Source organism: Rhodanobacter sp. UC4448_H15, assembly GCF_052978265.1.
The window spans coordinates 3,129,362-3,143,156 of record NZ_CM129665.1; the positions used below are offsets into that span (position 1 = coordinate 3,129,362).

Below are 13,795 nucleotides of genomic sequence, written 5' to 3' on the forward strand. Positions count from 1 at the left end.
TCCCGCGCCGGCCGAACACGGTAGTACTCACCACAAAACCCCAGGGGATGCATCGACCCATGAAAACTCTGCTCATGACCACCGCTTTGTTGCTGGCGCCGATGGCGGTCCACGCCGAGTGCACCGTCAAGGATTTCGCCATCACCGAGTTCACCCCGTCGGCCGCCAGCGGCCTGGCCGGCAAGCTGAGCCTGCGCGGCCAACTGGTGAACAGCTGCGCCACGCCGTCGGCGGCGCAGATCCGCATCGAGCTGAAGGACGACGCGGGCAACGTCCTGCAGTCCAAGCAGGCCTGGCCGGCCGGCACCTCCAACATCACCCCGGGCCAGTCGGTGTCGTTCGACCTCGGCCGCCTGTTCCATTACGAGCGCAACATCGCCAGCTTCACCGCCAGCGTGGTGAAGGTGCGCTCCTGGTAAACCTGCCGGTTTCCATCAACAGCAAAAAAGGCTCCCTCGGGAGCCTTTTTACTGTGTGAGTCCCGTAGGAACCGGCTCGCGGGCGATGCTCTCTTGTCCGGATTGGGGATCAGCGCGGGGACTCGCAAAGGCATCGCCCGCGAGCGGGCCCCTGCGGGAAATGCCGTGGGGGGACAGGGCTCTCTTGAAGCTGATCCCTTGCCCCTCAATGCAACACAAACAGCTTGTCGAAACCCGCCACGCGCAGGGTGCCGCGCAGTTCGGTGCCGGCGTTGACGATGCGGATGTCCGCGTGGTCCGCGCCGGCGTGTTCGCGCAGCAGCAACAGCATGCCCAGCGCGGAGCTGTCCATGTGGGTGACTTCGGCCAGATCGATCAGGTAGCTGCGTGCCACGCGGCCGGCGCCGAGGCAGGCGTCGTGGAACTCGCGGTGGATGCTGAAATCGAAGCGCTCGCCCAGTTGCAGGCTGAGGCAATCGCTTTCGCTGTCGTGGTGAACAATCATGGCCAATCCTCAGAAAAGTTCGATTTCGCCGGCGTCCATGCTGCTTTGCAGGGCCGGGCCGCGCGAGCGCAGGCGCGCCTTTTCGCGTTGTACCGCGAGGCGTGAACGCACGCGCCGTGCGCGCTCGTCCAGCGCCTCGGCGTCCATCGACGCGCAGGCCAGCTCTTCGATGTCGCGGGTGCAATCGGCGGTGATTTCCTGCAGTTCCACCAGCCGCGCGCGGGTCTGCGTGATCAGCTGGCTCAGGATGTCCTCGAACTGCAGCGAGCGGATCGTGGTGGAGACGTCGCTGCCCAGGCCGCGGTTGATCTCCACCACCTGGTCGGCCACCGCGCTGGTGCGCGCGTCGCTCTCGGTGACGTGGGCCATCATCGCGTCGATGCCGCCCTTGGCCGACAGCGCCACGTTGAGATCCTGCGAGGCCATCGTGCCGACCAGGCCGCGCAGTTGCTCCATCGCTGCGCGCGCCCGTTCGACGTGGCTGCCGATCTGTTCGTTGAACTGGTTGGAGTTGCTGGCCAGGTTGCGGATCTCCCCGGCCACCACGGCAAAGCCGCGGCCGGATTCGCCCGCGCGCGCCGCCTCGATCGCGGCGTTGAGCGCCAGCAGGTTGGTTTCCTCGGCGATCGTGTTGACGTTCTTCAGCAGGCCGAACACCGCATCCATCTCCTTGGCCATGCCGTCGATGCGGTAGACGATGCGCAGGCTCTCGCGCGACATCTGCACGATCATGCCGACGAAATGCTCCAGCAGGTCGCCGGTGCGGCTGGCGAAATCCTGGATCGACACGCCGCCGTCCTGCACCTCGATGATCTGCTTGAGCAGCGACTGCTGCAGCGCGGTCTTGTTGGAGAGGCCGTCGAAGCCGCCGCCGAGCTCGGAGACGGCATCGCGCAGCAGGCCCAGGCCCTGGTGCAGTTCGCGGCTGGCGTGGCCGAGTTCGTCGACCAGCGCGCCGCGCACGTCTTCCAGCGCCTCGCGCACCGGCCCGGCATGGATGGCCGGTACCGGTTCGGCGGCCGGTTCGGCGCGGTGGCAGGTCTCCACGATCCACACCACGGTCAGCAGCACCACCAGCAGCGGCGCCAGCCAGGCCGGATGCCACAGCAGCGACAGCCCAAGCGCCAGCGCGCTGGCGGCGACGCCGGCAAGCGGGCGTCCGGCAAGAAGGGAGGGCGTGAAAGTCATGATCGAATCCCCGGATCAGGCGCGCATGGCGCCGGCTAGCGGTTGGCGCGCCAGCGCCAGCAGGCGCGGCGCGATGTGGTCCAGCGGCAGCATTTCGCCGGCGGCACCGAGTTTCCAGGCAGCACCGGGCATGCCCCACACCACCGAACTGGCCTCGTCCTGCACCAGCGTGGCGGCACCGGCCTGGCGCAGTTCCAGCAGGCCGCGGGCGCCGTCGTCGCCCATGCCGGTCAGCAGCACGGCCAGCGTGGCCGCGCCCGCGCTGGCGGCCAGCGAACGGAACAGCACGTCCACGCTGGGCTTGTGCCGGTTCACCGGCGGGCCGTCGTGCAGGCGGCAGACGTATTTCGCGCCATCCCACATCGCCAGCAGGTGGTGGCTGCCGGGGGCGATGTAGGCATGGCCGGACTGGATCGGCTGGCCATCCTGCGCCTCGCACACGCGCATCGCCGAGCAGCGATCCATGCGCGCGGCGAACGGGCCGCTGAACGCAGCCGGGATGTGCTGGGTGACCAGGATCGGCGGCGCATCCGGCGGCATCGCCTCCAGCACCACGCGCACCGCCTCGGTGCCGCCGGTGGAGGCGCCGATGGCGATGATCGGACTGCCGCCGCGGCTGCCGGCGGTCTGTGCCCGCGGCAGCACGGCGTCGGCGGACAGGCGCGGCGCCACGTCCAGCTTGCGCACCGTGGTCCGCGCGCGCGGGCGGGTGCGCGCGGCGAGCTTCACCTTGTCGCAGATCTCCTGCGCGCATTCGCCGAAGCGGCTGGCCAGGTCGTGGTCGGGCTTGGCGAAGAAATCCACCGCGCCCATTTCCAGCGCGCGCAAGGTGACGTCGGCGCCTTCCACGGTCAGCGACGACACCATCACCACCGGCATCGGCCGCAGCCGCATCAGGTTTTCCAGGAAGGTGATGCCGTCCATGCGCGGCATCTCCACGTCAAGGGTCAGCACGTCGGGGTTGAGCTGCTTGATCTTCTCGCGGGCGATCAGCGGGTCGGCGGCAGCGCCGACCACCTCGATCTCCGGATCGCAGGCAAGCATCGTCGACATCAGCTTGCGCACCAATGCGGAATCGTCGATCACCAGAACGCGCACCCTTGTCATTGCCTGCTTCTCTGCCTTGTCTTGTCGAGGGTGGTGCGAAACGAGCCGCGAGCGCGGAGGCGGAAGCAGTGCGGCCACTTCCGGCCCCCGCCGCCGCCACTAGAACAGCTCCACCTCACCCTTTATCGGATCGTTTGCCAAACGCTTGAGGTAACCGCTCTCGCCGGCCACCAGCGCCACGTCGTCGCTGCGCCGGAGCAGGCGCACGCGGGCGCGGCCGCTGTGCGGGAAGAACTGCACCTGGCGCGGAAACACGTCGCCGAGATCCGACGCCACCAGCTCCAGGTTCTCCGCCGCGATGTAGCGGCGCACGAACTCGATGTTGCGCTGGCCCACGTCGCTCATGCGCGCCAGCACGCGGCCGCCGCCGAATACCTTCACGCGCAGGTCGGCGCGCTGGCCGCCGGCCTTGAGGATCGCGTTGATCAGCTGCTCCATCGCGTCCGAGCCGTAGCGCGCCGCGCGGCCCACGGTGGAGGACCAGTTGTCGCGCTCGCCGACCGGTTCGGGCAGCATGAAATGGTTCATGCCGCCGATGCCGCGGCGCACGTCGTGGATGCAGGCGGAGACGCACGAGCCCAGCACGGTGCTGAGCATTTCTTCCTGGTCGCTGACGTAGAACTCGCCGGGCAGCACCTTGACCGTCATGCAGCCCTGCGCCGGGTCCCAGAAGCGCCGCAGGTGCTCGAAGCCCGGCGGTGCCGCCGAAATCGCGGGCGCCTTGCGTCGATCGGCCAGCTGCACGTCCATCAACCGCGTTTCCGGTAGACCGTGCGGCCGATCAGTTCGAAATCCTCGCTGATGCCGTGCAGCGACTCGCTGTGGCCCAGGAACAGGTAGCCGCCGACCGGCAACAGTTCCGCGTAGCGACGGAACAGGCGCTGCTTGGTCGGCTGGTCGAAATAGATCACCACGTTGCGGCAGAAGATCGCGTCGAACGGGCCCTTCATCGGCCATTCGTGCAGCAGGTTCAACGGCTGGATCGTGACCAGCTCGCGCAGCGTCGGATGCACGCTGGCGAGGCCTTCGTACTCGCCCGAGCCGCGCAGCATCCAGCGGCGGCGATGGGCGTCGCTGATGCCGCCGAGGCGGTCCAGCGGATAGACGCCGCGGCGCGCGGTCTCCAGCGCCTGCGGCGAGAGGTCGGTGGCGAGGATCTTCGCGTCCACGCCGCTGGCGCCGTGCTGCTCGATCGCCTCGGCCAGCACTATCGCCAGCGCGTAGGGCTCCTCGCCGGTGGAGCAGCCCGCCGACCAGATGCGCAGCCGCTCGCCGCTGCGACGCTTGTCTTCCAGCCAGCGCGGCAGCAGCTCGGCAACCAGCAGGTCGTAGTGGTGCACCTCGCGGAAGAACGAGGTCACATTGGTGCTGATGACGCTGGCCAGTTCGCCCAGTTCGCTTTGCGGATCGCGCTGCAGCAGCTCGCAATAGCTGCTGAACTGCTGCAGGCCAAGCGCGCGCAGGCGACGGAACAGCCGCCCCTGCACCAGTTGCCGCTTGTGCTCGCCCAGCGAGATGCCGCAGTGGGTGTAGACGAACTTGCGCAGGAACTCGAACTCGCTGTCGCCCAGGCGCGGACCGCCGGCGAGCTCGGCGACGGGCATGTCGACCGTCGCGTTCATGCTCAGAACTCCTTCCACGCACCAGCCGCGGCGGCGTCCGCCTCGGCCATCGCGCGTGCCGGCTGCGCCTTGCGCACGGCGGCCAATACCGCGGCAGTCTCCACCGCGGCGGCGGCCGCGACCGGCGCCTTGGCCGGCGCCGCCTGGCCGCTGTCGGCGACCTGGAAGAACGCCACCTGGCGTGCCAGTTCGTCGGCCTGCTCGTGCATCGCGCGGGCAGCGGCCGAGGCTTCCTCGACCAGCGCGGCGTTCTGCTGGGTCATTTCGTCCATCTGCATCACGGCGTTGTTGACCTGGTCGATGCCGGCGGACTGCTCATGGCTGGCCGCGGCGATCTCGGCCACGATGTCGGTGACTTTCTTCACGCTGTCGACGATCTCGGCCAGCGCCTTGCCTGACTGGTTGACCAGCTCGGAACCGGTACGCACCTTTTCCTCGCTGTCGCTGATCAGGCCCTTGATCTCCTTCGCCGCGCCGGCGCTGCGCTGGGCCAGGCTGCGCACCTCGGTGGCCACCACGGCGAAGCCGCGGCCCTGCTCGCCGGCGCGCGCCGCTTCCACCGCCGCGTTGAGCGCCAGCAGGTTGGTCTGGAAGGCGATCTCCTGGATCAGCCCCACGATGTCGCCGATCTTGCGGCTGGAGGCGTCGATCTCGGTCATCGCCGCGATCGCCTTGCCGGCCACTTCACCGCCGCGCTCGGCCTGTTCGCGCGCACCGCGGGCGAGCTGGTTGGCGTGGCTGGCGTTCTCCGCATTCTGCTTCACGGTGGAAGTCATCTCCTCCATCGACGAAGCGGTTTCCTCCAGGCTGGAGGCCTGTTCCTGCGTGCGCTGGCTGAGGTCGTCGTTGCCGCGGGCGATCTGCTGCGCGGCCGTGCTCACCGCATCCGAGCCAAGCCGCACTTCGCCTACGATCTCGCTGAGGTGCTGGTCCATGTTGCGGAAGGCGAGCAGCAGGCGACCGAACTCGTCCTTGCGGTTCACGCGTATGTCATGGCCCAGTTTGCCCTCACCGATCTGGTCGGCGATCTTCACCGCATGGTGCAAGGCACCGGTGATCGAGCGGATCAGCCGCACCGCCACGAACAGCGCCAGCAGCAGGCCGGCGATCAGTGCCGCCAGCGTGGTGGTCTGCACGAAGCGGTAGCGCTTGACCTGCGACTGGTAGATGTCACGCACTTCGTCGCTCTGCGCGGTGACCAGCTTGTCCAGTGCGTCCTGGCGCATCATCAGCAACGGGCGCAGCTGCATGTCCATCATGTCGGCGGTGCCGGTGTCGCTGGAATTGAGGCCGTCGTAGATCTCCTTCAGCGCATCGCTGTAATCCCCCGTGGTGTCGTTGTAGTCCTTGTATTTCTTGGCGACCTCCGGGCTCAGATGAATGGCGGCCAGTTGCTTGTTGACCGCCGCGATATCCTTCTGGATCTGCTCGGACTCGGCGACCTTCTGTTTCACCTGGTTGGGCTTGTCGATCGCGCCGGCGGCCTCGCCCAGCACGATGAAATTCAGCAGCGACTTGGCGCGCAGCTGGCCCATCAGGCTGGCCGGCACCATCGCCTCCTCGTAACTCGTGCGCATGCCTTCGTTCTGCCAGGACATCACGCCCAGGCCGATCGCCGCACCGGCCACCAGCATCGCGCCGAGCAGAGCGAACACGCCGATCAGGCGCGCCTTGACGGTGAGGGTGGGCACCTTGGCGAAACGTGCCAGCACTTTCTTGATCTTCATGAGCATTCCCCGATTCAGGCGGCAACTTCGACTTCGCGGACATGCGGCAACGCCGCGTCCAGGGTTTCCACGTCTTCCGGACGCATCAGCTTGTCCACGTCCAGCAGCATCACCATGCGTTCGACATGGGTGGCCAGACCTTTCAGGTAGCGGGTGTCCACGACGGCGCCCATGTCGGGCACCGGCTTGATCGCGGACGGGTCGATGTCGACCACGTCGGAAACGGCATCCACCACGATGCCGAACAACCGCTCGGCGACCGCCACGATGATCACCACCGTGCTGTCGCCATAGCTCTCGCGCTCCAGGCCGAAGCGCAGGCGCAGGTCCATGATCGGCACGATCGCGCCGCGCAGGTTGAGCACGCCGAGCAGGTGGTCGGGCGTCTGCGGGATGCGCGTCACGCGCGACCAGCCGCGGATCTCGCGCACCGACAGGATGTCGACGCCGTACTCCTCGCCCGCCAGGTTGAACGTCAGCTGCTGCACCGTCGGTGCCGCGCCATCGGTGTTCTCGTGCATGAGCCTGCTACCTCGTGATGGGCGATTGCGGTCGCCGTGCCGCCATCACCTGTGTCGGCACGGCGACAGGAAACTTGAGCGGAAAGGGGACGCGGCCGCTGCTGCCGCGCCGTGCGGAAGACGGGCGCGGTCCCGCCATCGGGCGGCCGCTGGCAGGCAAGCGCCCGGGGAGGACCGCGAAACGGAGAATCAGAACTCGGTCCAGGCGCCGGCGGCCGCCGCGCGCCGCGGCGCCGGCTCGGCAGCACGAGCCACCGCCTTGCGCGGCAGCTCCACCACGCGTGCCGATTCCGGCGCCGCGACGGGCGCTTGCGCATCGGACGGTGCGCCGCCGAGCTGGAAGAACCTCATCTGCCGCTGCAGTTCCAGCGCCTGTTCCTGCATCGCCCGCGCGGCGGCGGCGGCCTCCTCGACCAGCGCCGCGTTCTGCTGGGTGACCTCGTCCATCTGCATCACGGCGCGGTTGACCTGGTCGATGCCGGCGGACTGCTCGTGGCTGGCCGCGGCGATCTCGGCAACGATGTCGGTGACTTTCTTGACGCTCTCCACGATGCCGGTCAGCGCCGCGCCGGACTGGTCGACCAGCGCGCTGCCGGCCTGCACCCGCTGCACGCTTTCGTTGATCAGCCCCTTGATCTCCTTCGCCGCCGCCGCGCTGCGCTGGGACAGGCTGCGCACCTCGCTGGCCACCACGGCGAAGCCGCGGCCCTGCTCGCCGGCACGCGCGGCTTCCACCGCGGCGTTGAGCGACAGCAGGTTGGTCTGGAACGCGATCTCGTCGATCAGCCCCACGATGTCGGCGATCTTGCGGCTGGAGGCATTGATCTCGTCCATCGCCGCCACCGCCTGCGCGGCCACCTCGCCGCCGCGCTCGGCCTGCTCGCGCGCGCCGCTGGCAAGCTGGTTGGCGTAGCTGGCGTTCTCGGCGTTCTGTTTCACGGTGGAGGTCATCTCCTCCATCGAGGCGGCGGTTTCCTCCAGGCTGGAGGCCTGCTCCTGCGTGCGCTGGCTGAGGTCGTCGTTGCCCTTGGCGATCTGCTGCGCTGCACTGCTCACCGCCTCCGAACCATGTTGCACTTCGCCCACGATGCCGGTCAGCCGGTCGCGCATGCGGGCCAATTCGGCCAGCAGGCTGCCGGCTGCAAACGTCTTGCCACCGTCGTCCTTGCCCAGGTCGCCGTTGGCGATGCGCGTGGCCATGGCCACCGCGAAACCCGGCTCGCCGCCGATGCTGCGACGGATGCTGCGCATCGACAGCCACACCAGCCCGATCACCAGCAATGCCAGCAATCCCGCCTTGCCCAGGTTCAGTGCGAGGGTCTGGCGGAACTGCGCATCGATGTCGTCGAAATAGGCGCCGGCGCCGAAGTGCATGCCCCACGGCTGATAGCGCTCGGAGTAGGTGACCTTGCCCACGATCTTCTTGCTGCTGGGCTTGAGCCAGTCGTAATAGGTCAGCCCGCCGCCGTCCTTCATGTCGATGGCGTGCATCGCCTGGAAGATCGGCTTGCCGTTCTGGTCGGTCATCTCGCGCACGCTGGTGCCAAGCTTGTCCAGCATCACCGGGTGCGAGGTCAACGTGTACTTGTCGTCGAATGCGAAGACGTAGCCGGCACCCTTGTTCCACTGCATGTCGTGGATCTGGGCGAGCGCGCGCTTCTGCGCCTCCGCCTCGCTGAACTCGCCCTTGCCCGCGCGCTCGTGGAACGCGGCAGCCACCGACACGGCCGACTCGATCTGGCTGCGCAACAGGCTCTGGAGCCCGTCCATCTGACCGGCGCGATTTTGCAGCGCATTCATCACGGTGAGGCCGAACAGCCCCAGCACGACCACCGACACGACCAGCACCAGCCGTGCGTTCAGGCTGAGCCGATCAAAGAAACCGCGTATTGCCGACAACATCTCGAACACCTCGAAGAGAAGGCCCGCCGGCCACCATGACCGCGCGGGGTGGCGCGCAGAGGCGCCGTAACACTCGCCGGCGAACGCATCCGGGTTCGTCGTCGCCATTCTTGAAGGACGCTTGCAGGCGCCGTCGCGGCATACACGTTCAGGCCGCCGCCTTGCCGCGCTGCCCCAACCGCACCACGCCACACACATCCACGATCAGCGCCACCGAACCATCACTGAGGATGGTGGCGCCCGAAATGCCCTGCACGCGCTGGTAATGCGCCTCCAGCGACTTCACCACCGCCTGTTGCTGGCCGAGCAGGTCGTCCACCAGCAGGCCCACGCGGCGACCCTCTTCCTCGACCACCACCACGATGCCGCGCTCGATCTCGGTGATCGCCGCGTTGCAGCCGAACGCGCGGTGCAGGCGCATGATCGGCAGGTACTCGTTGCGGAAATGGAATACCTCGCCGCCGCCGGCGATCTTGCGCACCATCTCCGGGCGCAGCCGCAGCGACTCGACGATGGAGATCAGCGGCACGATGTAGCGCTCCTCGCCCACCGCGGTGACCAGGCCGTCGATGATGGCCAGCGTGAGCGGCAGGGCGATGGTGAACACGCTGCCCTTGCCGCTCTGGCTGCGCACGCCGACGCTGCCGCCGAGGTCACGCACGTTGCGCCGCACGACATCCATGCCCACGCCGCGGCCGGACAGGTCGGTGGCCTGCGCGGCGGTGGAGAAGCCCGGCTGGAAGATCAGCTCGGCCACTTCGGCATCGTCCACTTCCTGGCCGGGGCGGATCAGGCCGCGCTGCTCGGCCTTGGCCACGATGGCGGCGCGGTTGAGGCCGGCGCCGTCGTCGCTGATCTGCACCACGATGTTGCCGCCTTCGTGGTAGGCGTCCAGCCGCAAGGTGCCGGTTTCGTTCTTGCCGGCGGCGCGGCGCTGCTCCGGCGATTCCAGGCCGTGGTCGATCGCATTGCGCACCAGATGCACCAGCGGATCGCCGATCTTTTCCAGCACCGTCTTGTCCAGCTCGGTGTGCTCGCCGTGCAGTTCCAGCTTCACCTGCTTGCCGAGCTTGCGCTCCAGGTCGCGCACCAGCCGCGGGAAGCGGTTGAACACCGAACCGATCGGCAGCATGCGGATGCGCATCACGCTCTCCTGCAGCTCGCGCGTGTTGCGCTCCAGCTGCAGCAGGCCCTCGCGCAGGCGTTCGAGCTGCGAGAGGTGGAAATGTTCGCCGATGTCGCTGAGCATCGACTGGGTGATCACCAGCTCGCCCATCATGTTGATCAGCGCATCGACCTTGTCGATGCCGACGCGGATCGAGCTGCCCTCGCTGCTTGCGGCCGCCGTTTCGCGGACCGGGCGCGGCGCGCTGGCGGGCGCGGGGCTGGCGGCGGGGGCGGCGGGGGCGGCGGGGGCGGCGACCGGTGGCGCGACGAGGGTCGGCGCGACCGCAACGGGCGCGGCGGCGATCGGCTCGATCGTCAGCTCGCAGTCGCCCTCGACCCAGTCGAACACCGCGGCCACGTCGGCGCGCGCCACGGCACCATGCAGGCGCAATTCCCAGCCCAGCCAGCACTGGCCCGGATCGAGTTCGGCCAGTTGCGTCGGCGCCGCGTCGACCACGAAGGCGCGGCACACGTCGAGCTGCCCCAGTTGCTGCAGTTCGCGGAACAGGCGCAGCGGATCGTTGCCGGTCTGCAACAGGTGCGGCAAGGCCACGAAGCGGATCGCCCAGCTGTCCACGCTCGCTGCCGCGGGGGTCGCCGCCGCCGGCGCGGGGGCCGCTTCGCCGCTGACCAGGCGCACCAGTTCGCCGCGCAGCGCCTCGCTGTCGGCGTCGGCCGCGGGCAGGCCGTGGCTGGTGTGGTCGAGCATCGCGCGCAGGCAATCCACCGAGCGCAGCAGCAGGTCGATCAGTTCGCCGTCCACGCCGCGACGTTCGCTGCGCACTTCCTCCAGCAACGATTCGGCCACGTGGGTAAACGCAGCCACCTCGGCAAAGCCGAAGGTGGCCGCGCCGCCCTTGATCGAGTGCGCGGCACGGAAGATGGTGTGCACCAGCTCATGGTCGGTCGAGCCCGAATCCAGCGCGAGCAACGCCGCTTCCATGGCGTCCAGCCCTTCCAGGCTTTCCTCGAAGAAGGTCTTGTGGAACTGGGTCAGGTCGACGGCGCCCATCGGTATTCCTTCAGCCGAGCACGCGCTTGACGGTGGCCAGCAGCTGTTCCGGGTCGAACGGCTTGACCAGCCAGCCGGTGGCGCCGGCGGCCTTGCCTTCCATTTTTTTCTCGGTGTGCGACTCGGTGGTCAGCATCAGGATCGGCACGCCCTTGTACGCATCCAGCGCGCGCAGCTGGCGCACCATCGCGATGCCATCCATCACCGGCATGTTGACGTCCGCCAGCACCAGCTCGAACGCGTTGCCGCGGGCGGCGTCCAGCGCCAGCTGGCCGTTCTCCGCTTCGGTCACCTCGTGGCCGGCGCCACGCAGGGTGAAGGCCACCATGCCCCGCATCGAGGCCGAATCGTCTACCGCGAGAATCTTTGCCATGCTGCCACCTCGTGTCAGGCCGACGTTGCCGTCGGCAGGTTCAATGACTGTTCCAGCCCGAGCAGGGCCGCGGCCTCGTGCAGGACCTCGTTGGTGCCGCGCCAGGCCAGCGCGCCGCCGTTGTGTTCCAGCTCGCGCCGGAACAGCACCAGCAACTGCAACGCCGCGGTGTCGACGCGCTCGAGCGCCTGCGCGTCGATCACGATGTCGCCGTGTTGCAGCACCTGCCGCAGTTGTTCCTTCAGCGCCATCTGCACGGCCAGCCGGCAGTCCGCCGGCAGGCAGACCACCGCGGCCCCGTCGGCCGCCGCCGATGGCTGCTTGTTCTTAGCTGCCCGCTTGCCGCCCATTTCGATGACTCCGTTCGCGCCGTTGTGCGCCGACGCCTGCTCTATCGGCCGCCGGGCGGTTCGCTTTAGCGCGCGTCGCTCCTGCAGGACCTCGCTTGCAAGGAATGCTTTCGGCCGGGAACGGGAAATGGGGAACCTGATTAGCGTCGAAGTTCAGTTGAGAATCCTCCGTTCACCCTGAGCGTAGGCGCGCAGCGCCGAAGTCGAAGGGGCGTCGCAGCGGGTGCTTCGACTTCGCTTGCTGACGCAAGCTACGCTCAGCACGAACGGCTTTCGCAGACTGAGCTTCAGCACCAATCAGGATGGGAAAGGGGGAATGGGCAATCGCAGAAGGAAGAGCATCGCCTGCGAGCGGGCTCCTGCAAGGGCAGCGTGGGGTCGGCGGTTGCCTTTTTTCGCGCCAACCTCGCGCTCAAGTATTCCCGCAAGCGGCCGATGACCTTCGCGACCGCCGCCTTTCCCATCCGCGCCAGGCGCAGGAACTTACGCTTGAACATCCCACCGATCAGCCTCGCCGCGCTTACCTGGGCTGGTGCCGCCTCCGGCACCACCGCCCAGAGCTGGCGCATCGGCACGGTGCTGGCGGCGCGCCCGCTGGGCGTGAACCCGCAAGGCCTGCTGGTGTTGCAGATCGGCGCGCTCACGGTGGAGGCGGACGTGTCGCACAGCCAGCTGCCGGCACAGTTCCAGGTGCGTGTGCTGAGCCTGGGCGGGCAGCCGCAACTGGAGGTGCTCAGCCAGGCGGCCGACCCCACTTTCCAGCGCATGCTGCGCGAACGCCTGCCGCAGCAGAACGGCTACACGCCGCTGCTTTCCACCCTCTCCGCGCTGGCCCAGCGGCCGGCGCTGCGCCAATTGCCGGCCGACGTGCGCACCGCGCTGGCGGTGCTGGAGCAGGCGCTGCGCACGCCGGCGGAAATCACCCGCGGCGACGGCCTGCGCGAGGCGATCCGGCGCAGCGGCCTGTTCTTCGAATCACGACTGCTGCAACCGCGCCCCGGCCAGCCGATGCCGCCCGCCGACGACTGGAAAGGCGCCTTGCTGCGCCTGGCCAGCCTGCTCGACCGGCGTGCGCCGGCACCGCCGCCATCGGATCGCGGCGACGCCGCGCCACCCTTGCTGCAGCGCGCACTGCAGTCGCAGCCGCGCCTGCCGCTGCCGTTGCCGGCGCTGACCGGCGATGACGACGTGGCCCAGTTGCTGCGCCGCCTGCACGGCGACGTGAAGGCCGCGCTGGCACGCATCGAAGTGGCGCAGCTCGATGCCAGCGCCCATCCCGCCTCGGCCTGGATCATCGAGGTGCCGCTGCTGGGCAAGGGCGGCCACGACGTGCTGCAGATCAAGCTGGAGTTCGGCACCGACGGCGCCGAGGGCAGCAAGGGCTGGACACTGGGTTTCGCGCTGGACCTGCCCCCGCTGGGCCCGGTGCAGGGCGAGCTGCAATTGAACGAGCCGCGGCTGTCGGTGCGGCTGTGGGCCGAGCGCATCGAGACTGCGCAGAAACTGGAGCGCCAGTTCACCCCGCTGCGCCAGCGCCTGGCTGCCTGCGGCGTGCTGCTCGACCAGCTGAGCTGCCAGGTGGGCATACCGCACCCGCCAGGCAGCAGCGCCCTGCTGCTGAAGGCCACCGCATGAACGATCAGCCGCCACCGAAGCGGGTCAGCCTGCGCCTGGCCGGTGCCAGCGAGGAAACCGCGCCGATGTCGCCGCAGTCGCTGGAACTGCTGCTGGCGCGCGCCCGCGAGATGGGCGTGCCGCTGCACCACGACGCGCAGATCGCCGCCCTGCTCGCCACGCTGCGCCTGCGCGACGACATCCCCGTGCAGCTCTACGCCGCCGCCGCCTCGGTGCTGGCCACGATCTACGACGCGGCGGAAGAGTAGCCGCGTCGCCGGTCGCATG

Annotated in this window: 14 protein-coding genes; 3 read left to right on the forward strand and 11 right to left on the reverse strand. The window is 68.6% G+C overall.

Annotation, left to right across the window (positions count from 1 at the left end; all coding sequences use genetic code 11):
* The first annotated feature begins 59 nt into the window (after positions 1-59).
* Complete coding sequence (locus ACVCMI_RS14500; RefSeq protein ID WP_395119786.1) at positions 60-419, forward strand: hypothetical protein; 360 nt, start codon at positions 60-62, stop codon at positions 417-419.
* Positions 420-624: 205 nt separating this feature from the next.
* Here ACVCMI_RS14500 and ACVCMI_RS14505 read toward each other — a convergent pair whose 3' ends face one another.
* The 11 genes from ACVCMI_RS14505 to ACVCMI_RS14555 form a co-directional block, all read right to left on the reverse strand.
* On the reverse strand, positions 625-924 hold the full coding sequence (locus ACVCMI_RS14505; protein WP_395119787.1) for an STAS domain-containing protein: 300 nt from the start codon (positions 922-924) through the stop codon (positions 625-627).
* A gap of 9 nt (positions 925-933) precedes the next feature.
* The gene (locus ACVCMI_RS14510) at positions 934-2,112 is read right to left on the reverse strand and encodes a methyl-accepting chemotaxis protein (protein WP_395119788.1); all 1,179 of its coding nucleotides are present in this window, start codon (positions 2,110-2,112) and stop codon (positions 934-936) included.
* 15 nt (positions 2,113-2,127) lie between these two features.
* Positions 2,128-3,219, reverse strand: coding sequence for a protein-glutamate methylesterase/protein-glutamine glutaminase (locus ACVCMI_RS14515; protein ID WP_395119789.1), 1,092 nt, complete (start codon positions 3,217-3,219; stop codon positions 2,128-2,130).
* A gap of 99 nt (positions 3,220-3,318) precedes the next feature.
* Positions 3,319-3,969, reverse strand: a complete 651-nt coding sequence (gene cheD, locus ACVCMI_RS14520) for a chemoreceptor glutamine deamidase CheD (protein WP_395119790.1) — start codon at positions 3,967-3,969, stop codon at positions 3,319-3,321.
* On the reverse strand, positions 3,969-4,841 hold the full coding sequence (locus ACVCMI_RS14525; protein ID WP_447098349.1) for a CheR family methyltransferase: 873 nt from the start codon (positions 4,839-4,841) through the stop codon (positions 3,969-3,971). Before ACVCMI_RS14525 ends, cheD begins: the two co-directional genes overlap by 1 nt.
* Positions 4,842-4,843: 2 nt before the next feature.
* Entirely contained in the window at positions 4,844-6,568 is a 1,725-nt protein-coding gene (locus tag ACVCMI_RS14530) for a methyl-accepting chemotaxis protein (protein WP_395119792.1), read from the reverse strand.
* A 14-nt stretch (positions 6,569-6,582) separates the two neighbouring features.
* Positions 6,583-7,089, reverse strand: coding sequence for a chemotaxis protein CheW (locus ACVCMI_RS14535; RefSeq protein ID WP_136257424.1), 507 nt, complete (start codon positions 7,087-7,089; stop codon positions 6,583-6,585).
* Between the two features lie 189 nt (positions 7,090-7,278).
* On the reverse strand, positions 7,279-8,991 hold the full coding sequence (locus ACVCMI_RS14540) for a methyl-accepting chemotaxis protein (protein WP_447098348.1): 1,713 nt from the start codon (positions 8,989-8,991) through the stop codon (positions 7,279-7,281).
* 148 nt (positions 8,992-9,139) lie between these two features.
* Positions 9,140-11,170: a chemotaxis protein CheA gene (locus ACVCMI_RS14545; RefSeq protein WP_447098347.1), complete on the reverse strand. Its 2,031-nt coding sequence runs from the start codon at positions 11,168-11,170 to the stop codon at positions 9,140-9,142.
* A gap of 10 nt (positions 11,171-11,180) precedes the next feature.
* The gene (locus ACVCMI_RS14550) at positions 11,181-11,543 is read right to left on the reverse strand and encodes a response regulator (protein ID WP_136257427.1); all 363 of its coding nucleotides are present in this window, start codon (positions 11,541-11,543) and stop codon (positions 11,181-11,183) included.
* Positions 11,544-11,557: 14 nt separating this feature from the next.
* Entirely contained in the window at positions 11,558-11,893 is a 336-nt protein-coding gene (locus ACVCMI_RS14555; protein WP_447098346.1) for an STAS domain-containing protein, read from the reverse strand.
* A gap of 489 nt (positions 11,894-12,382) precedes the next feature.
* Here ACVCMI_RS14555 and fliK point away from each other — a divergent pair, with 489 nt between their 5' ends.
* Positions 12,383-13,528 carry a flagellar hook-length control protein FliK gene (gene fliK / locus ACVCMI_RS14560; protein WP_447098345.1) on the forward strand — a complete coding sequence of 382 codons (1,146 nt, stop codon included), beginning with the start codon at positions 12,383-12,385 and terminating at the stop codon, positions 13,526-13,528.
* A complete protein-coding gene (locus ACVCMI_RS14565; RefSeq protein WP_395119797.1) occupies positions 13,525-13,776 on the forward strand; it encodes an EscU/YscU/HrcU family type III secretion system export apparatus switch protein in 252 nt (83 codons plus the stop codon). The genes fliK and ACVCMI_RS14565 overlap by 4 nt, the downstream gene beginning before the upstream one ends.
* Positions 13,777-13,795 lie beyond the last annotated feature (19 nt).